Here is a 20,342-nt window from a genome sequence, read left to right as displayed (position 1 = left end):
CTATGCTCGCCAGCCTTAAAAATCATCCTTTTGCTGTTGAAGCCTTTTTTGAAAGCTCTATCGTGCTGACATATGCCTTCCCGAAAGATCAACTGGCACCCTTATTACCGCCCTGCCTCGAGTTGGATACATTCAAGGATACTTATGCCTTCGTTGCCGTGGCAATGGTACAGACTAAAGCGCTGCGCCCTAAAGGCTTTCCACGTTTTCTAGGGAACGATTTCTTCCTCATAGGATATCGGATCTTTGTACGCTATACCAGCAACTCCGGTAAGCGATTGCGCGGACTATATATCCTCAAATCAGAGACAGATAAGAAAAAGATGGAGCTATTGGGAAATATCTTCACACATTACCGCTACTCCACCACCGATATCACTAAGACGCAGTCAGCCAATATCACTTCCTATCTGTCGAAAGCCTCTAACTTCCAAGTTTCTCTCGATCTTTCTGCTGAAGAAGCGCCGCTTCCGGCAAATTCACCATTTACTGACTGGAAAGAGGCCCGACGTTTTGCCGGACCATTACCCTTTACTTTCAGGTTTGATGCTACTACTAACGAAGTATTGATCATTGAAGGCATAAGAGAAAACTGGACGCCACACCCTGTATCTGTACTGTCGCATCAGTTTTCTTTCTTTGATGCTATGCAACTTTCACATCCGGTGCTGGCCAACGCTTTTATTATCCGTAACATACCCTATTACTGGAAAAAAGGAAAAACTGAGCTATGGCAGTGATCAGAAAGCCGTTTCAGGGCGTCTATAATATCATCAGGTTCAACTGGCACCTATATGCTATTTCAGCCCTCTTAATGGTATTGTGTATTATGGTAGCCAGCTTCCTGACAGGCTTCAGTTTACTATACCTGGTAGCAGGGTTGATACTTACGGCCAATATCATATCATTAACCGTATCGGTATATGTCTATGACCTTTCGGATCTGTACAAACTATACTGGATCAGGGAACAGGATGATGCATCGCTCATTGTAAATATTCATGCGGGATTCGATGAAACAAGCCTACTGTTAAAACATAAATATAAAAATGCGGTGTTGCGGGTGATTGATTTTTATGATCCGGCGAAACATACCGAAGTCTCTATTCAACGCGCTCGTAAAGCATATCCTGCGCTTCCGGAAACGATCCGGTCTGCAACAACGCAGTTACCATTGGGAAACAATGTGGCCGATAAAGTATTTATCATCTTTTCTGCCCACGAGATACGCAACGTTCCTGAAAGAACATCATTTTTTCATGAGGTAGCCCGTATTGTCAGGCCAGGCGGTGAAATATATGTTACAGAACACCTGCGGGATCTTCCTAACTTCCTGGCCTACAACATCGGGTTCTTTCATTTCTATAGCCGGCACTCCTGGCTATCTCTCTTCGGGCGTGCAGGCCTTAAAGTTATTAAAGAAATAAAGATCACTCCATTTATTTCCACTTTTATACTTACTAAAAATGATACTGCATTTTAAGATAACAGGTATCCTCCTGATCATATTATCCTTCAGTCATATCGTCTTTCCCAGGTACTTTAAATGGAAAGAGGAACTGAAGCCACTTAGCCTGATCAACCGGCAGATCATGATCATTCATACCTTCTTTATTGCGTTACTGGTTTTCCTGCTTGGACTGTTATGTCTTACTTCTGCTACCGAACTTATTGATACTTCATTCGGAAAAAAGATTTCGCTCGGTATCGGTATTTTCTGGTTCATCAGGCTCATCTTTCAGTTCTTCGGGTACTCTGCTGAACTATGGAAAGGTAAACGATTTGAGACGGTCGTCCATATCCTGTTCTCCTTATTCTTCGGATACATGAGTGTTATATTTATTATGGCCTACTTCATGTAATACGATTCAATCACTAACAAGGTTTTCCTGATGCCCGCCACGCGATAGTTTTCATTATATTTGGTGTCAATAGCAATGTCCGTAGACGGCGTGATGCGTATGCTGCCAGGCGGCACAACAATTGCTCAGAAACTATATACTGTCTGTGTGACCATGTTAAAACTTTTCTTATGGCTGTTATAACCAGAAGCGCTTCCTTAAATGACTTACCTGTACTCGATAATTTCCTGCAGTTACTGGTAGAAGCAGAACGGCCCTTTGACGAAACCATCCGTAGTGGACATGTGATTTACTACGATCTTAAATCGCTGATCGAAAATGAGAATGCAGCATTACTGGTACTGGAAGATAACGGCGAACTTGTAGGATGTGGCTATGCGCTGATTCAAAAAGCGAAATCATACCTCGTGTTCTCACAGTATGCGCATCTTGGATTCATGTATGTTGTGCCTGCTTACCGCGGACGTGGACTTAATCAGCAACTCATCACCGAATTGAAGAAATGGGCTTTGTCTAAGGGTATCAGCGAAATGCAGTTAGAGGTGTATGAGGAGAATATTGCTGCTGTCAAAGCATATGAAAAGGCGGGCTTCAGCAAACTGCTGCTGACAATGCGTTGCAGCATAGAAGATCTGTAAATTGACAATATCATTTACTATAACGAGACAGGGCTGACGATCAACGATCATCAGCCCTGTCTCATTTAATTACAACTGTATACTTAGCCACAATGGCCAATTATATTACTATTCAGATTTCTGCTCAGCCAGGAAGCTGACTACATCTCTTATCTCTTTCTTTGACAATATCAGCTTCATATCAGGCATGCTTGACTGTGCATACTTCTTATTGACAATCTGATCTGCGGCGATAGTCCGTTCAGCAGTTCCCTCCTTGATAGTGATACCTGTTTTCGTTTCCCCTTGCAACACACCTGTTACGGTTTTACCATCTTTCAGCTCCAGGGTGATCATTCCGTACCCCGGTGCTAATCTAGCACTCGGAGCAATAAGCGCTTGCAACAACTGCTCTCTCGATATACGGCTTGCTACTCCGTTAAGTCTGGGTCCTGCATTACCACCTCTGTCATCGTAAGAGTGGCAGCGCATACATTGTGCGTTCTGATTGTTGAAGAAGATCTCTCTGCCTCGTCTAGGATCACCACCGGTCAGACAACTATTGTAAGAGGCCAGCTGTTGATCTGGCGACATCTTATCGTTGATTGCCTTGTAACGGGCTGCTAATGCTGTGGAGCGGCTGCTATCAATAGCTTCGCCCAACTCCAGTTGTATGTTCTGATCCAGTTTGCCAGCGGCCAGTTTGTCAAGTAGATCGCCTAGTGGTTTCTCTGTATACTGTGAAGGCAACTTACCTAACGTCAATAAAGCGGCTTGCTTTTCTTCCGTAGTTTTATTCGCAATCACGCCGGATAACAGATTCACCATTACACTTTCAGAGATATGCATTTTACTTAACAGATCCAATCCAGCTACACGTACTTTCTTTTCCTTATCTGTCAATGCAGCGGTGATACCCTGTTCCATACCTGTATCTTGCAGATGCACCAGTGTCTCCAATGCTGCTACGCGGGCATCCGCATCACGATCTGTTTTCACAACAGCCAGCAGTTGTGATCCGGCAGATTTAAGCTGTAATTTTGCTATTGCTTTCGCAGCACTTACACGTACCGGCAGATCTTTATCTTTCAATAAAGCCGTGAGTGGTGCAACAGACAGTTTAGCTGCCGGCGCAGCATCCCTCTTGATCTCTCCACGTAATCTGCCATCCACCCTATCCAGTACAGAAGGCTTAGACCAGACACTCAATGCATCTATCGCCTCGGCACGCATTGCAGCAGGACTAGCCGTTTGCTGGGCATAGGCAATCAGATTATTCAAGGCGCTTTCAGTACCAACGCGCAGGTTCGCATTGATAGCACGGCGAATCAGTGGTTCATTTTTGAATGTAGTTGTCTTGAGCAGGTTACCCAGTGCCGGTAATGCATCTTTAATAGATAGATCATCGTTGATTGCACGGGCTGTCTCTGTAACAACAAATTCATCTTTATCATTTAGAAAAGCGGCAATACCCGGATGGCTCATTCTGCGCAATGCAACCACGGCGGCTATACGCAACGCACGGGAAGGGCTGTTAGCCAGTGCTATCAAAGGATCTGCCTGTCCGATACTGGAAAGTGCCAACGCACCCGCATGACGCTGGTAAGCATCTATATCGTTATTCGCTTCCAGGAATGCTATCAGCGGTTGTACTGCCGGTGCGTATTGTATTCTACCCAATGCTTCTGCTGCGAAGAAACGCGCACGGCTGGCAGTATCTTTCAGTACAGGTACCAATGCTGCGCCGGCTTCTTTATAGCGGATGTCGCCCAACCATTTAGCTGCCTGTGCCCGGATTTCGGGATCACTGTCCTGTAAGAGTGGCAGTAATGATTTGGCATATTGTTTATCAGTGCGGGCCAGCTGACTAAGTCCCCATATTCCATGTACTCTTGCCAGCTGATGTTCTTTCTGCTTCAATGCCTCTTCAAATAAAGGCGCACCTTTACCCTTGCGTTTCACCAGTTCAAACTGTGCTTTCATACGTACACGCATATCAGGATTCTTCAGCAGGTCACCCAATTCAGCCTCTTTACGCTTACTGAAATCTTCTGCTAACAGAGACTTCGTTGCCTGTCTTTCTGCAGATGCCGCCTGACTTTTATCATCCAGCTTCCAGATACGGCCGTAATTGTGTGTACCCCATCCATCAATCCAGTCGGCAACATACAATGCACCGTCCGGGCCGAAATCAATACCAGTAGCCAGTACGCCACTTAATACTTTCTTCTGTTCACCTAATTCAAACGATGCTCCTTTCTGGTTGAGTTTAAAGGCATGTACTCCGGAGTTGGAAGGGTTCCCAACAAATTCCGCTACGAAGAAAGTGTTCTTGTAGGCAGGTCCCAGAGCGGTGCCGGGGTTGTAAACGAACCCCGCAGGACCGCTTACAAAGTTGCTGATGCATGGAGTGATGTATGCGGCCTGTCCTTCAAAACGCGGCAGGTACATCTTTTCATCCATCCATACTTTATAGGTATTATTGTCAGGATCATTGTATTTACCATACTGCCAGTTGGCGCGCCATCCCTGATCACCGCCGTTTACCAGATATACGAGGCGTTCCATTTCTCCCGGATGATCGCCGTCGTTATCCTCACTGATGATATTACCATATTCATCAAAAGCAAATTCGTGGGTATTACGGATACCGTAAGCATAGATCTCAAAGTCGCTACCGTCTGGATTAGAACGTGCCAGTACACCTGAGTTAGGGAATGACCATTCTTTGCCGTCAGGACCTTTACCGTTGAAACCAATGTCTCCTATCTGCCAATAGATACGGCCATCAGGGCCCATCTCTACACCAGACATACCATGACCGCTAAAACCAATATGGACACCGTAGCCATGAGAGATAGATGTTTTATCATCAACAATACCATCATTGTTTTTGTCCTTCATACGCCATAGGTCGGGCGCTACTGCCACATACAGGTCATCGCCGTCGCTCAGTACACCGCCTACAACGTCGGTTACCTCGTCATGGAAGTCATCTACTACCAGCTGGCTCTGATCAGCGACGCCGTCGCCTGAAATATCCTCCAGCCGGAAGATATGTTCTTTCTCCACTGTCAGGTCGCGCCAATCATGAGAACCATCTCCGTTCACATCTTTCAGCCATTCATTCTTTTTACTGTTCTCCGGAGATAGTTCCTTATGCAGGAAAGCCCGGCGGTCTTCGACCGTCTGCAGACTGATAGAGGGGATCTCCCAATCTCGATGACCACGTATGTCAAACTCTGAGTTGTTCTGTCTGTCGGTAGTCGTGTAGTACACGCGGCCATAATCGTCAATATCAATTGCTACCGGAGATATGACCAGCGAATCAATCCCCCATAGGGTCAGCGACAATCCATCTGCCAGTACTGGTTTTACGATAGATCCGATCGAGTCAGCCAGATGAGCCGTCAGCGTCGTATCCATCTTTTTGATACGCTTATCCGCCGGTCCGGCATCGTGTTTACAGGCGGAGAGACAAGCCGCCGAAAAAAACAAAGACGCCAGAATAGGGTCTTTGAAAGCATGAAGTTTTTTCATATGAGGAAAGCATGATTGTCAAGTATACACATATACTACTATAGCACATGTGCGACTGATTAAGATAGGGTAAAAAATATGTATTGGGGAATATTTTTTTTAAACGGAACGTTCCTGATAGGGATGGCACAATATAGAGCCGATGCAAATGATTGGTTTGCAGCCGCATGATCTGTCCGACGGACATTTATTTTATCAGCACCCAGGTAACAGGAATCAGGCAAGATCAGGTCATCTGACAGACAGTTTATGGCTTAGCGGCTGCAATAGTCGGATGACAGACTATTGTTGTAAATGTTATTATAAATCAGAAAGCCTTCTCTACGGAGAAGGCTTTCTGATTTATGAAGTAAATTGTAATGATGATTAATACTACCGCTGACGTGAGATAGGTAGTAGTTATCTGACTACAGTAACTGTTCCCCTGAACAGGAAGGTAGTGCCATCTTCACACATGGTCTCCAGCGCATAGACGTAAGTACCGATTGGTGCTATCTGGCTCTTCCAGGTACCATCCCACCCTGATGATGCACTATTTACAGAGAAGTGAGTTCTTTCAAAGACAAGGCTGCCCCAGCGGTCATACACCCTCATCCATACAATCTCTTTGACACCACGCCCTGTAGGATAGAACCATTCATTCTTACCGTCCCTGTTAGGAGAAAAAGCGTTAGGCAGGAAGACAGCTCCTTTATCACACGTCACTTTTACAAATACGTCATCTGAAGCTTTACAACCATATACGTTTTCTACTTCCAGGGTATAGTTGGTCGAGAGATTAGGCAAGGCTTCCGGCGTAGCGCAGGTAGGGCAGTTCAGATATTCCGGCGGTGTCCAGTTCCACCTAACGATATCAGAACTTCCTTGTCCGCTTAACGTCAGCGGCGTACCAGCCATCACCATACGATCAGGTCCCACATTTATTGCCGGTGCAGGATTGACTGCTACTACCAGTGAAGTATCATGTGTAAAGCAACCGTCTGCATCATACCCTGTTACCTGGTAGGTATAGCGGCCCAGCGCCTGGATAGTGGCATTAGGCATTGGACTGGAAACGTTATCAAGCCCCTCTCCTTTCCAGGTATAGTGATCTGCACCAGTTACCCGCAATGGCAGGATATGGCCCAGGCAGATCGCCGTATCCGGGGTAGCCTGGATGGTAAACGGCTGTGTTACGCGGATGCTTACCTCGTCAGTATTACTACAACCTTTATCATCTGTAACAGATACCTGGTAGGTAGTATTTTCCAGCGGAGTAGCTACAGGACGTGCAACAGCCGGGTTATTCAGGCTATTGGCCGGCGACCATTCATAGGTAATTCCTCCACCGGCGCTAAGGACGGTACTATCTCCCAGACAGAGCATATTGGCAGCCGCTGTAGCGTTAATAACCGGTTTAGGGAGAATGTTGATGTTGTGACGGGCAGTGTCGCTGCATCCCTCGCGACTAACAACAGTCAGTACTACTTCCGCAGGTCCGGTCAGGCTATATGTCTGGTCTGCAGGTTGCTGTATGCTGGCGACGTTACCATTACCGAAGTTCCAGTTCCAGGCAACATCATTGACTTTACTCACTGTACCGCTGAATTGTACAGGCGCATCCTGACAACCATCAGGCGGACCGGTGATACCGGCTTCAGGCTTCGGGTGGACGGAGATCTTTTTGCTGACAGTCTGCGCGCAACCGTAGGCAGTTGTTGTAGTAAGCGTGAAGTCGTATTCTTTTACTTTATCCAGGTAGAAACGGGGATTAGCAGTGGTATCGCCTTGCGCCACTATTCCCGGCTCATAGCTCCAGGCGTATGTGGCCGGCTTTTTCAGATCGTCAATGGAATAGCTGCTGAAGGTCGGATTAAACGTAATCCAGCCTTTATCACATATAATGTCAGGTTCGGATACCAGTTCCACTTCCAGCTTATCTACTACTATCGGTTCCTGCAGGAAGGCAGTTCCTTTACAGCCTGCCTCATCTGAGAGTATCAGCCTGGGTTTGTAAATACCTGGCTGTTTGAAAGTATGTTTGATGATTGAGTCATTGGTTTCCATCACAATACCGTCTGTGAAGTCCCAGGCGAAGTTGACAGCGGCAGAAGTAGCTACCCTAAATTCAATCTCTTTGGTAAGACAGCCACCATCCGAAGAAGTGATAATGGTTGCGAAAGGCCCTTTCACTTCTACCTCCTGCACATATTCATCTTCTGTCCCCGCCTCCCCGGTTACTTTCAGTTTGACCTTGTACTTACCCGCGTAAGTGTAGGTATGAGAAGGATCACTGATGGTAGAAAAACTGCCATCCCCGAAATCCCAGTAAGAGCTGGTATAGTTAACGGAGGCATTAGTAAAACGGGCTATCACCGGCGGGCAGCCGCTATTGTTGACAAAGGCAGTGGTTACCGTGAAACCGGCGCTTACGTGAGACACTTTTACCTGTTTCTGGGCACTGTCAGTACAACCATTGTTATCTTTTACCATCAGCTTAACCGTATACAGACCTTTGTCAGGGTAGTTCTTCACCGGCGAATACTCCACAGAGGTTGTATTGTCGCCGAAATCCCATTTATAGGTTGCATTGCCACCAGTTTCACTCGTCTGGTTATAAAAAGATACATTGGCGCCAGGCGGTATAAGTGCTGCACTAGGCGTAAAATCAGCGTTCGGCCCGTTTACCTGCAGGTACGGATTAGTGGCAGTACTGATACAACCATCTGCATCTGTCACTCTGAGGGACGGATAAAAGTAGCCGGATTTATGGTAGGTGTGCCGGAAAGGAGGATTGGTGAATAGTTCGCTCGTTCCGTCCCCGAAGTCCCAGGACCAGCTTTTAATAGGTTTACCTTTAGAGATATCTGTCTGGTCTTTAAACGTGAGTGGTGTACCTCTGCACTCAAGTAGATCAGGGTTCACGAACTTAGCCACCGGCCCGTGTACGTTAAGCACAACGTAATTACTGGTATCAAAACATTCCTGCCGGTTTTTCATAACCAGGCGGATTGTATCTATGCCGGGACGCAGATTGGTAAAGCTGGTCTTGTCATAGTTATAATTGTTCCAGTCAGGAGATGTGCCGTCTGACGAATACCAGGTATATACATTCTCGGGAGCGTATAACCAGCTGTCGATAGCGGTCACATTACCGATGACGGTCTCATTACCACATAAGGTTGTCTTGTCGGTTGCAATGGTAATAGGGGCTTTCGGATAAACACCGACGTTAATGGAATCTGTGCTGGTACACGTACCATCTGTCACAGTCAGCTTCACTTTATAATCTCCCATCTGGGCATAGCGATGTTTGGCAAAGTCGATCTTAGAAGTATAGGTATCTTCTTTCCCGTCTCCCCAGCTCCATTTCCAGCTGGTGACAGTACCTAGTGAATGTTCAGCGAAATTAATTTCTGTCCGGTCCTCGCACTTAACGTTCATCACTGTAAATCTTGGAAACGGATTAACGGCCGTAATGTAGGCGGTTTTGGTAATCGTTTCACTACAACCATGGTTTGACACCGTAAGGGCGACTGTGTAAGTACCAGGATCTCTGTAGCTATGCTCCGCATTTTGTCCGTAACCATAACTGTGGTCACCAAAGTCCCATGCCCATCCTTCTCCTACATCTGATATTCCGTTGAAGGTAACCCAGTTATTGCCACATACCTGTGGAGCCTGGGGAGAAGAGAAATCAGGTTTGGGCTTCTTATATACCCGGATGCCGTCATAGTTACGGTTTAACATGGCGGTGCCTTTACAGCCATTCGTTGTAACGTAGTTAAGCGTCACTGGATATACGCCGTCCTTGGTATACTTATGTGAGGGAGTAGCGGCTGTTGATTTCGGACTGCCATCGCCAAAGTCCCATTCATAGGTGGCAATGGGATCGTCTGTAGTGACAGATGCCTCGAAAGTAGGCGTTATTTCTACGCAGCCAGTATAATGACTGGCCGAGATCTGTACTTCCGGCTTTACCACCCTGACATAGCGTTCTATATTGCTGGTGCATCCGGAGGCATTAGTAGCGGTGAGTCTGATCGTGTAGTTCCCGAGACTATTATAGGTAGCTGAGGGGTTTTGCTGAGTGGAGGTCTGTCCGTTACCGAAATCCCAGCTCCAGCTGGTAGCATTCTGAGACAGATTAGAGAGTTTCACGGTAGCCGGCACATCGCAGATAGCTTCCTGATCAGTGGTGAAGTCAGCGCGTGGAGCAGGCTTCACTACATAGTCTTTGGTCACCGTTTCACGGCATTTGTCATATTCTGCCGTCATTGTCACCTTTACCGTACCTGGCTCTGATGGGTAGAAAGTTGCAGATTCATTAGCACCGTTGATATAACCTTTGTCTACACTCCAGGTGACGTAGTTAGCCGATGGCGTGTTGGCAGCATTGAAGATAACACTGGCATTCTCACAGATACCAGCAGGCATAACGAAGTCAGTGTTAAAGTTAGCGACGTTGATATCTTCGGAAGTGCGGGTGGCAGTACAACCTTTATCACTGGTAACAGTCAGCTTCACATTGTATACCCCTCTTGTCTTATAGCTATGGGGTGCAGGATTTGCGCCGGTAGCGGTGCCGCCATCGCCAAAGTCCCATTGGTAGGTAAGGTTACCAGGACCAGTAGTAGTATTGGTTACAGTTAATGATCCGGGGGCAGTACAAAGGAATTTATCAGAGAGTGTGAACCCCGCGATCAGCGGTGCTGCCGCTTCTACAACATTGTTAATTGTCTTAGACGCAGTACAGCCATTACTATTAGTAACAGTAAGCGTTACTGTAGGCGATATTGCATTGTTGTAGGTATGTACGGGACTACTGCCTGTACCTGAAGCGCCGTCACCAAAATCCCATGTATAAGTAGCCATGGTACCATTTACAGGATCAGATTTATCTGTGAAGGTAACCTCAAAGGGCGTACAACCTTTAGCAGGACTGGCTGCGAAATCAGGCTTAGGCTTTCCCCATACTGTAACTGTCTTCACGGCAACACTTGTATTACCCGCAGCATCTTTCGCCGTCAGCGTAACTGTATAGTTACCCGGAGCGGTATACGATGCACTGGGGCTTTGTTCTGTTGACGTGAAACCATTACCCAAGTTCCACTGCCATGAGACAGGACCACCAACACTATTATCAACAAATTTGGTAATGAGACTTTCACAATCACTGATCTTAGTCGGACTGAAATCAGCTTTGATTTGCGAATAAGCGGAAACGCCCATTGCAAGCACACTCCAAAGTACACTACAGGTTACGGCTACCCAACGGGCTGCCTTGGCATTCAGGGACATACACTAAAGTTCACAATGAAAGTACGAAAATAATATAACTTACTGATATAAAATATGTTGTAGGGTATTAAATGTGTCAGAAACGCGCTAAACATAGATTTAACTTTGAGTTAAAAATTAAAGTGTAACTTTAGTTATATATCAATAAATCATGTATCCCTTATGTAGCCCACTTAACCCGAAGTAGCGTGTATTCATCTTCACCTATAATTTAAAATCCATTAAAGACCTACTATGAGAAAAACTCTACTGGCATTGCTATGTCTACTGACAGGCAATCTCTATGCCCAAAATTGTCCTCAACGTACTGTAACCACGCAATGGAATGTTGCAGGTACCAGTAACACCTGGAATTGGAGCACACCTTTCTATGACGACGCCTATATCAAAAACCGGTCGTCAACCATCATCCCTTCACCGTTTTATAGTCCGACAAGCAGCATCCACAACCCCGGTCTTATCTTTCTGATGGACCCTGCAGTGAAAGACCTGCTGCCTGGAGAAGGCTGGGAACTCCTGGTAAAGGACTTCGGCAACAATGGCAACCTGCCGGCCACTGCCGTTACAAACCCCTTTTTTGCGTTGTATAACAGGTATACAGCTACTATCCGTGTGTTCTTCCTGGTAGTGGACCCGCTATCAGGAACAAACAATGGCGCGACAATCAGCCTTTCCTTTGAAAGCGGCGATAACGGCAATGAAAGCGCTATGCTGGCCTTCGCCTCTCCTATCACGACGGCGATAGACAGGTTTGAAAAGCGGCAGACAATGCGTATGCCTAACCGGTATGCCAACGAGTTTGACTATTGGTTATTCGCAGACTTCCCGATGGCATATGACCCATGTACCTGCCTGTATAACTCGAAGATCACTTTTAATGTGCAGCTGATCCAGAATACACAGGCAAAGCTTGATCTGAAAATCAAAGGTTCGTCGTCAGGCTCTATCAAACAGGTGATACAGGCGTCGCCAGGAGGCGTACAGGCGTCGGGGGGCAGTAATTCTATACTGAGTATGGATGGTGGTATTATTAAGGCCGGACAGGAAGGTTACAAGAACTGGCAGGCCTTTGCCAATGTTACCAATAACGTGGCAGCAGGTATTACGACACTGGCAGGTATGGATGATAAAGCCAAACTTGCATCCCAGGTCAGCCAGTTAGCCAGCTTCACAAAAGCGATTCCTTACGTGGGAGCTGTAATGGGGGTATTGGACTTCTTTATAGGAGGTGGTAAATCAGCCGCCAGATCAGCTCCTATGGCATTCAATTCAAATATGAGCCATGAACTAACCGGTACTGCGACAGGAGAACTGGAACTGTCAACAACCAGAGGCTACAGAACGATCAACACACCGGGAACTAATATCAGCGGAAGCAGTACGGCAATACCCACTTATGACAATATTCTGGGTGTATTCAACCTGGTAGAGACGCCAATGGTGGAATACCTGGAATACAAACGAGCTGCTAATAACGGTATCGGTTTTGAGCAGTATAATCCCGACTACAATCCGAACTGCCAGCCTACACCAGACGATCCTTATGCATGTGAAGGTAACGACCCAGTAAGGGCGTCTGTCATTGCACAGCATGAGACTACCCTCCTGCAATACCGGGTGGTCAGTCCGATAAAATATGCGTTAAACCCTGCTGCAAAGCTGGATGTGGTTGACATTAAGGCGGCAATTGTTGTTTCTGATACAGTGCGGCTGGGCGCATATGGCTTTAATCATCCTGCGTACTTCGGTAATCTGCCGGCATACTCCAGTACTGCACCTAATGTCAAGTTAAATATGATGGGCTATGAATATGAGAATGATACCAGGTATAGAACGGCCTTTGTACCTCTTGGCTGTCTTTCTAATACAAGCATAGGTGTAACAGTATCAAGGACGCTTGTTATACCTGAGGTGAGGCCGGCAGATATCTATGTGAAGATAATGGCCACTTTCCGCAGGAAAGATGCAGGCCCAGATACACAGGATATCCTGTTTGTAGGTACCTACAGAACCCAACAGCGTCGTTCTGATGCAGATCCCCGTAATCTGACCTTCAGGTGTATCACTACGAATCGTAAGGATGCGGGCCTGGTGGACGTTCCGCCATATGAGTTCCCAAATACCTACTACTATCAGCCTTCCGCCATCATCTTCCCGCAGCCGGTGCCAGGTATTGCCGGTGTAGCCGATCCAGTATTCCCGGCAGGTTGTCCGACCGGGGTTGTTCCCGCGCAGACAGAGCAACAGCTGATTGCCTTCTGTAATGATGCCACTAAATATAAGCCGCGCGTTACAGGTGCGAGGAACTATGTGGACGCTTACAGACCGAAGGAATCTGTGCCAGAAACACCAAAGGAAATGCTGATCTCACTAAGCAATGCACCAAACCCGATGCGTGATGAGACAAAGATCAACTTCTCGCTGCCAAGCCCTTCGGAAGTACGCATATTTGTCAGCGACATAACCGGCAATACGGTTGATGTCATACTAAACAAAACAATGCCTGAAGGTCAGCATAACATCATCTACCGTTCTAATAAGCTACAGAGCGGTACATACTTCTATACCCTGATGGCAGGGAGTCAGAAGGTTACCAACAAACTTGTTGTTGTAAAATAAAAGTCAAAAGGGATACCCGTAAGCATTGGGTATCCCTTTCTATCTTCATGTCCCTTGTTCAATGGGGGATCTTATTGTGGATTCGTTACTCCTTGAGCACTGCAGGGTACTTCCTTTCCCATTCAAACAGCTGTTCTTTCAGCTGCCCTATCCTTTCAATGGCGTCCACTGCTGCCTGTTCAAGGACGTCCATATTACTCAGCTTAACCACTGTACCGGACATACACACCATAATCATTCCCTTATCTCCCCCTAATTCGGCATAGTCGATATCCAGCCCTATAATAGCGTTACCTCCCATCTGTATGGCCTTACCCCGGAGCTGGGTTGCGCAATGAGCTTCTCCGGCGGCAATTTTCCTGTTATAAGATTCAGATTGCATACCTAACATATCTGTCCAGGAAGCAGCTAACTCTGAGAACAAGCCTGTGCCGATAGTACTCTGTCCGGTAGCGAACCCCAACACCTGGTACTGCCAGTTATAGGGACTATGGGTGGTTGCCAGGGGAATGTGATCCAGATCGTTTCTGAATGTGTCCTGCAGCACTGTTCTACGTTTTCTGAACTCGGTCAGGACATCGAAGTATTCCGGTCCGGTACACTTGTCACAACCTATCTTCTTCGGGGTGCGGGTAAATTCAGCTATCAGTTCCAGCCGCTCATCTGAGAGCAGGTTATTCACGCTGAACATCCCTGATTTTAATTTAGTACCACAACCTGGGCACGCGGTCAATTCGGTCATCATGTAGCAGGTGTTTAAGGATAAATGCATGGTTCTGGAGACAAGCAATTCATAACTGGTATATGGGGCTGGTTCATCGAGCGCTCACTTATAAATAACAGATCTATCAAAGAGATGAACTTCTCAGGTAGCCATCAGTTGCTTCGTTGCTGATAACTATTAATTTAAGACAGAAATTACAATTATTGGTTAACAAGAAGTAAATGTAAAGCAGCGCTTACAGGGCCAGCGTACTACTAAACCAAGACAAGGCGTATCCCCAGGAATTGTATCTACTTACGGATAATATGCGTAGCTAACACCGTTTTTCACCAGTACTTCTCCATTCATGCGCTATGCCCGTCATCAATAAGGCATTATCAAAGCGGACAGGGATATTGTGTGTATCGAAAAAACTGGTATATACGTCCTGCACAGAAAGTGGCTGCATCTTCCAGGTGAAGGTGCGCAACTCAAGGCCCTGAAGCTTCCTGCCGTTTATAGGAGAATATCCTACCGCTCCTTTTTCAAAGAAAGCAGAAGCCCTCTCCAGGTTCCCGAAAACGGAATGATCATTCAGCCGATCACTTACACGGCCCGTAATGGAAATACAGGTATTGTCCGAACTGGTATAGTCTACATGGTAACTGTCGCCGCTCTCACGAACATTAAATTTCGCAGCATAATGTTTACCGGGAAAAATCCGGCCTCCGGCCAGCACATTAAACTTGGAAGAAGTATCCCTTCTTGGCATATACACCCCCTCCCGGGTAATCCCATTCTCCTCCCACTCTACCGCTATACGATGGGCACCATTCTCGGAAGACAGCCCAAATATTGCCGGTACTCCCTTGGGTCGTAAGTGCTTCAATCGTATCAGGCATACACCGGCGATCGCATGCCCATTATATAATTTAGGCCTGAAACCGGCTGGAAGAATGGTCTGTACTGCTTCCGGCGATGCTGTAAAGTTGATCAGGATGCGGGGGTCAATAAGTCCGTGAACTATAGGAATGTTCATGTATAGGGAATTACTCAAATTTACGGATTAATTACCTTTTCCAGGCGCAACAGCATATTATAACCCGACACATTTCATAATCTGCTCCGCAGTTGCTAACTTCCTTCAAAATAAGCGTATGAAAAGGACACGTGACCTCTTGCTACTCTGTATTATGTCAGCCTGCTCAGCGGGTGCAGCTGTTGGCCAGCAATCACCAATGCCACAAGTAGTGGCTCCCGGCGCAGTGCTCAATAAGGTAGAAGGGAAGTTTGCATTTTCGGAAGGGCCGGCAGTCAACAAAGCCGGAGACGTCTACTTTACTGATCAACCTAATGATAAGATCTGGAAATATGATACCAAAGGACGGTTAACCTTGTTCATGGACAAGACCGGCCGCTCAAACGGGCTGTTCTTCGATCAGCAGGGCAACCTGATTGCCTGTGCAGACGCCAACAACGAACTATGGTCTATCACCCCAGATAAACAGGTAACCGTGCTACTGGGCCAAGTCGATAACAAACGGCTGAATGGCCCTAACGACCTTTGGATTGATGCGAAGGGTGGCATTTATTTCACTGACCCTTACTACCAACGTGACTATTGGGAACGGAAACAGCCTGACATCCCCGGCCAGCATGTCTACTATCTCCCGAAGGGTAACTCTCAGCCTGTTATAGTTGAAGACAGTATTGTAAAGCCCAACGGCATCGTCGGTACGCCAGACGGCAAATACCTTTACGTAGCAGATATACAGGCAAACAAGACCTACCGCTACGACATAAGGCCTGACGGACAGCTTATCAACCGCCGGGAATTTGTTCCGCAAGGCTCTGACGGCATGACACTGGATAATCAGGGTAATTTGTATATCACAGGTAAAGGCGTAACGGTATATGATAAAACCGGTCGGTTGCTTGGGAATATACCAGTACCTGAAAACTGGACCGGCAATGTATGCTTCGGAGGGAAAGACAGAAAGCTGTTATTTATCACCGCTTCAACATCTGTATATACACTTCGTATGCAGGTAAAGGGCGTCAACTGATTCAACAGAAAAGCCAGCACCCATAACAGGTACTGGCTTTTTCTAGCTGATTAAAATACTGCGCCTTATTGTTTTATAATTTTTGTTAAGCTCACCTCTTTCGCACCGTTCTTCACTCTCATGATATAAACGCCTGCAGGCAGTGCGGATATATCCAGCTGGCTATTTACAGCATTCACTTCACGGCGTAATACCTGTCTGCCATTTACATCAAACATGCTTACTTCTGACTTGCCTTTATAACCGGTCAGATTCACATTCACCACGTTAGTTGCCGGATTCGGGAACACAGCTACTTTCGGTGCATCACTGGTTGCTACGTCGGCACTACGGCTGGCAGTACCTAACTGTACCCGCAGGGTATAGCAGGAGGTAGCGCTGTTAGCCCCATTGTAACCAAATACCTGTGCATAGTAAGTACCCGGTGTAACAGACCTGCTGATCGTTTCGCTGCTGGTACCACCCGCTTGTGAGATTGCCAACTGTGTGCCAGCACTGTTCAGGAGTTTCAGATCATAGTCGCCCGGCAGGGTACCCAATGTAATAGTAATGGTACCACTTGTCGTAATAACAAACTTATAATGATCGATATCTCCACTCGGGCTGATAAGACCTGTTACGTCAGTATTGAACGGAATAGTTGCAGCTCCTGCTGTGGTACCATTTGTAGCGGTATCCAGTACGTTGGCACATGTTGGTGGCGTCAGCGTCGTAAACTGAGCGCTTGCGTATACGCCATTGCCATCCGCGCAGGTGGTTCTTACTCTCCATTCATAAGTAGTAGAAGATGTTAAGCCGGTCAGACTAACATTTGTTGCTGTAGTGGCAGTAGCCGCATTGATCCAGGTGGGAGATGACAGTGTTTTATACGCTACGTCATAACTCACAGCACCGGATACAGCACCCCAGCTTAAAGTAGCAGCAGACGTAGTAACGGAAGTACTTGTGAGTGCGGCAGGCGCGCTACAAGTAGCACTTGGGGTGGTTGTAAATTGTGCGGCGGAATAAGCACTGCTATCGCTGGCGCAATGTGCTCTTACCCTGTAATCGTAAACTGTACCTGCCGTCAGACCTGTCAGGGTTACCGAAGTATCCGGAGAGGCGGTTTCCGCGCTGATCCAGGTGGCAGATGAAGCCAGCTTGTAGTCCAGATCATAAGCAACTGCACCACTTCCACCCGTCCATGTAACAGTAGCAGAAGTAGCATCTACCGCTGCAGTAATTAAGTCAGTAGGAGGCGCACACGAAGAGCCGGCTGTAATAGTGAAGTTGGTATTGGATATATCAAAGAAGATATTGCCTACCGCTTCTACTTTAATTCTCGCGGTTGTAGTGGGTGTATTAGGAATAATCACTGCTTCAGCGCCATCATTATCTGTACTAGCTACTAAAGTAGTAAACGTGTTACCTCCATCCGTAGAAAGAGAGATTTTCACACGTGCGCAATTCACCGGAGCAGCTGTAGAATTGGCCACATTCCAGGTGATGGTCTGTGAAGAGTTACCTGCCCAGGACAAAGCAGTATTCGGGGCGGTGACAGAGAATGGCCCGGAGGCATTGCTCACCGTTACCGTCATGTTAGAGAAGTTTGTTTGTCCGATAGTCACCGGAGCAGTGGAGCTATACGGTGCATTATCCCTTACAGTTAACCGGAAATTCAATGTCCGGGAAACGGAACTCAGGGCTTCTGTATTCGCGCCGGCATCTCCGCCAGGCAGTGGTCCTGACACCAAACCTCCTGCCAAGATAGTTTCCAGCTTAGGAAAATACCTTACAGGAGAAGTAGAAGGACGATAAGATATCCAGTTGGGACCGGACGTTTTACCAGGCGTAGCTACGCTGGAAGTACCTGTCTGAGAGGAAGGCGCATTGTCATTCTGTTCCCAGCTGTAAGTCAGTACATTGCTGCTATCGGCATCAGTAGCTGAACCAGTGAGTACGAACGGAGTGCTGATAGGAATAGTATAGTTGCTGCCTGCATTGACAACAGGAGTTGCATTGCTGCCAGCTAAGCTGGTTGTTACCGGACAAGTCTTTGTTGACAGATTTGCCTGGATCTGCGCAATTGAAGCGGCATGAAATACATCAATAGAATGCGGAGCCAGATCCTGACTGGTAATACCGGCATAGCCCATAATGGTAACACCGGAACCAGGTTCTACATTGACGCCGGTACCTTCATTCCTGTTGGAAAAAGTGTGGTTGGCACCCAGCTGGTGACCAACTTCATGTACGACGTAATCAATATCAAAGTTGTCGCCTTGCGGGATATTGTCAGCCGGAGAGGTAAAACCACTCCCCTTCTGGTTATCCACGCATACGCAACCAATGCAACCGGCATTACCACCGCCACCGGACGCACCAAACAGGTGACCGATATCATAGTTGGCCGCGCCGATCACGGAGTTAAGGGTATTCTGAAGTTCACTGTTCCATGCGCCACCGGCACCGGAGCTGGCCGCAGAGTAAGGATCTGTGGCTGGATTATAATAAAATACGTCTGTAGAAGACGCAACAAGGTTCAGGTGTAATGCCAGGTCTCGTTCATATACGGCATTGGAACGGGTCAGCGTCGCATTAACAGCAGCGAGTACCAGGCCCACCTGTGCAGGGCTGGTAGCGCCGAAATAGTTGGAGTATTCCGCAGTAACTGATTGTGCCAGCCGCATTGTTTTTGCATCGCCGGTTGAACGGGCAGCGGTGTTAGGGATTTGTCTGCCGATATCGCTGGCCAGTTTCTCTTCTGGCGTAGCACATTTCCATGGCAGGGCTTTCGCCTGCTTTTTGAATACCGTATATACGGTATGGTCAGCAGAGTATGGCTCTATAAATTCATTCTCTTTTTCCGGACGGAATACAGTGGTCTGTATGCCCTGTGGAGAGATGCTGAGCTTCAGAGTAGCAGATTTGTCTGTCACGCCTTTGCCGGAGAATGACCTGATCTCGGGGAAGCGGGCCTGCAAGGCAGGTTCGAAGTTGGATGACTCGGTTATCTGGAACTGCTCAATTTTCCCATCTGCGTTGGGCAGGGAAATAATGGTTGCATGCGCCGATTTATTACCGACAGTTTTAAATAATTCACTCCTGAACGGAGCCAGGTTAAGATCAAATAACTTAAATTCGGTAGGAAATGCCAGTCGAGACACGGCTTTATCTGTAACGATCCTGGCCGCATCGGTGTGGGGTTTCCAGTACTCCTGGGCAAATGAAAGGGAACTGCACAGCAATGCTGTTGCGAAGAGTAGAGCTCTTTTCATGTGTAAATAGGGTTTTTGGTTGATAAATGGCTATCAGTATAAATGTAGGCAATCTTACTGCGACCGCAACTGTACCGGAGACTATATCTATAGAAAGCAATATGATGGGACAGGGATGGGGCACAGGTGACAACACACTCCGGATCAGATACTATTTTACTGCGGATCAAGTCCACCTCAAGTCCACCTCACCTCCAGCTTACCAGCAGAATAACGACCTCATAACAAGCTACCCAACAGTAGTTTATGACGGAGTTATACAACTCTTCACCCAACTCGCAGACAAATTAGCCAAAACGTTAAAATACTATCACTTTAAGGCAAACGGGAATGCCAGGAATCAGGAGGCCTGATCACTGGAATCAGCAAAATCAATTATTATGTTCGGGCATAATGGC

At 47.0% G+C, this 20,342-nt stretch carries 11 protein-coding genes; 6 read left to right on the top strand and 5 right to left on the bottom strand.

From position 1 onward, the window contains the following. Window positions 1-2: 2 nt before the first annotated feature. The 4 genes from K1Y79_RS26575 to K1Y79_RS26560 all read left to right on the top strand — a co-directional run bounded on the left by K1Y79_RS26575 (window position 3) and on the right by K1Y79_RS26560 (window position 2,500). Window positions 3-740, top strand: coding sequence for a DUF2071 domain-containing protein (locus K1Y79_RS26575; protein ID WP_220253244.1), 738 nt, complete (start codon window positions 3-5; stop codon window positions 738-740). Then, window positions 731-1,483 carry a class I SAM-dependent methyltransferase gene (locus K1Y79_RS26570; protein ID WP_220253243.1) on the top strand — a complete coding sequence of 251 codons (753 nt, stop codon included), beginning with the start codon at window positions 731-733 and terminating at the stop codon, window positions 1,481-1,483. Before K1Y79_RS26575 ends, K1Y79_RS26570 begins: the two co-directional genes overlap by 10 nt. Continuing rightward, window positions 1,467-1,862, top strand: coding sequence for a hypothetical protein (locus K1Y79_RS26565; RefSeq protein ID WP_220253242.1), 396 nt, complete (start codon window positions 1,467-1,469; stop codon window positions 1,860-1,862). Before K1Y79_RS26570 ends, K1Y79_RS26565 begins: the two co-directional genes overlap by 17 nt. 170 nt (window positions 1,863-2,032) lie before the next feature. Beyond that, window positions 2,033-2,500 (top strand): GNAT family N-acetyltransferase, encoded by a 468-nt coding sequence (locus K1Y79_RS26560; RefSeq protein WP_220253241.1) that lies wholly within the window; start codon window positions 2,033-2,035, stop codon window positions 2,498-2,500. Window positions 2,501-2,608: 108 nt separating this feature from the next. Here the strand turns inward: K1Y79_RS26560 and K1Y79_RS26555 are convergent, their stop codons facing one another. Both K1Y79_RS26555 and K1Y79_RS26550 read right to left on the bottom strand, forming a co-directional pair. Next, window positions 2,609-6,019 (bottom strand): HEAT repeat domain-containing protein, encoded by a 3,411-nt coding sequence (locus K1Y79_RS26555; RefSeq protein ID WP_220253240.1) that lies wholly within the window; start codon window positions 6,017-6,019, stop codon window positions 2,609-2,611. 399 nt (window positions 6,020-6,418) lie between these two features. Beyond that, window positions 6,419-11,299, bottom strand: coding sequence for a PKD domain-containing protein (locus K1Y79_RS26550; RefSeq protein WP_236059856.1), 4,881 nt, complete (start codon window positions 11,297-11,299; stop codon window positions 6,419-6,421). A gap of 234 nt (window positions 11,300-11,533) precedes the next feature. Here K1Y79_RS26550 and K1Y79_RS26545 point away from each other — a divergent pair, with 234 nt between their 5' ends. Then, window positions 11,534-13,918 (top strand): T9SS type A sorting domain-containing protein, encoded by a 2,385-nt coding sequence (locus K1Y79_RS26545; RefSeq protein ID WP_220253239.1) that lies wholly within the window; start codon window positions 11,534-11,536, stop codon window positions 13,916-13,918. Window positions 13,919-14,003: 85 nt separating this feature from the next. On the opposite strand, the gene K1Y79_RS26540 is transcribed toward K1Y79_RS26545, so the two are convergent. After that, window positions 14,004-14,663, bottom strand: coding sequence for a heavy metal-binding domain-containing protein (locus K1Y79_RS26540; protein WP_220253238.1), 660 nt, complete (start codon window positions 14,661-14,663; stop codon window positions 14,004-14,006). 292 nt (window positions 14,664-14,955) lie between these two features. Then, window positions 14,956-15,660 (bottom strand): DUF2071 domain-containing protein, encoded by a 705-nt coding sequence (locus K1Y79_RS26535; protein WP_220253237.1) that lies wholly within the window; start codon window positions 15,658-15,660, stop codon window positions 14,956-14,958. Between the two features lie 118 nt (window positions 15,661-15,778). Here K1Y79_RS26535 and K1Y79_RS26530 point away from each other — a divergent pair, with 118 nt between their 5' ends. Continuing rightward, entirely contained in the window at window positions 15,779-16,687 is a 909-nt protein-coding gene (locus tag K1Y79_RS26530; protein ID WP_220253236.1) for an SMP-30/gluconolactonase/LRE family protein, read from the top strand. A gap of 65 nt (window positions 16,688-16,752) precedes the next feature. Here the strand turns inward: K1Y79_RS26530 and K1Y79_RS26525 are convergent, their stop codons facing one another. Continuing rightward, window positions 16,753-19,944: a reprolysin-like metallopeptidase gene (locus tag K1Y79_RS26525; protein WP_220253235.1), complete on the bottom strand. Its 3,192-nt coding sequence runs from the start codon at window positions 19,942-19,944 to the stop codon at window positions 16,753-16,755. Between the last annotated feature and the right edge of the window lie 398 nt (window positions 19,945-20,342).

This window comes from Chitinophaga rhizophila (assembly GCF_019492185.1).
Lineage (GTDB): Bacteria > Bacteroidota > Bacteroidia > Chitinophagales > Chitinophagaceae > Chitinophaga > Chitinophaga rhizophila.
Note: the sequence above shows the minus strand (reverse complement) of the source record. Positions and strands in the feature narration are given on the sequence as shown.

Excerpts from the sequence above, each read along its gene's own strand:
- K1Y79_RS26525 (WP_220253235.1), bottom strand. The coding sequence starts at position 19,944 with ATGAAAAGAGCTCTACTCTTCGCAACAGCATTGCTGTGCAGTTCCCTT.
- K1Y79_RS26535 (WP_220253237.1), bottom strand. The coding sequence starts at position 15,660 with ATGAACATTCCTATAGTTCACGGACTTATTGACCCCCGCATCCTGATC.
- K1Y79_RS26540 (WP_220253238.1), bottom strand. The coding sequence starts at position 14,663 with ATGATGACCGAATTGACCGCGTGCCCAGGTTGTGGTACTAAATTAAAA.
- K1Y79_RS26530 (WP_220253236.1), top strand. The coding sequence starts at position 15,779 with ATGAAAAGGACACGTGACCTCTTGCTACTCTGTATTATGTCAGCCTGC.
- K1Y79_RS26575 (WP_220253244.1), top strand. The coding sequence starts at position 3 with ATGCTCGCCAGCCTTAAAAATCATCCTTTTGCTGTTGAAGCCTTTTTT.
- K1Y79_RS26560 (WP_220253241.1), top strand. The coding sequence starts at position 2,033 with ATGGCTGTTATAACCAGAAGCGCTTCCTTAAATGACTTACCTGTACTC.
- K1Y79_RS26550 (WP_236059856.1), bottom strand. The coding sequence starts at position 11,299 with ATGTCCCTGAATGCCAAGGCAGCCCGTTGGGTAGCCGTAACCTGTAGT.
- K1Y79_RS26555 (WP_220253240.1), bottom strand. The coding sequence starts at position 6,019 with ATGAAAAAACTTCATGCTTTCAAAGACCCTATTCTGGCGTCTTTGTTT.
- K1Y79_RS26545 (WP_220253239.1), top strand. The coding sequence starts at position 11,534 with ATGAGAAAAACTCTACTGGCATTGCTATGTCTACTGACAGGCAATCTC.
- K1Y79_RS26570 (WP_220253243.1), top strand. The coding sequence starts at position 731 with ATGGCAGTGATCAGAAAGCCGTTTCAGGGCGTCTATAATATCATCAGG.
- K1Y79_RS26565 (WP_220253242.1), top strand. The coding sequence starts at position 1,467 with ATGATACTGCATTTTAAGATAACAGGTATCCTCCTGATCATATTATCC.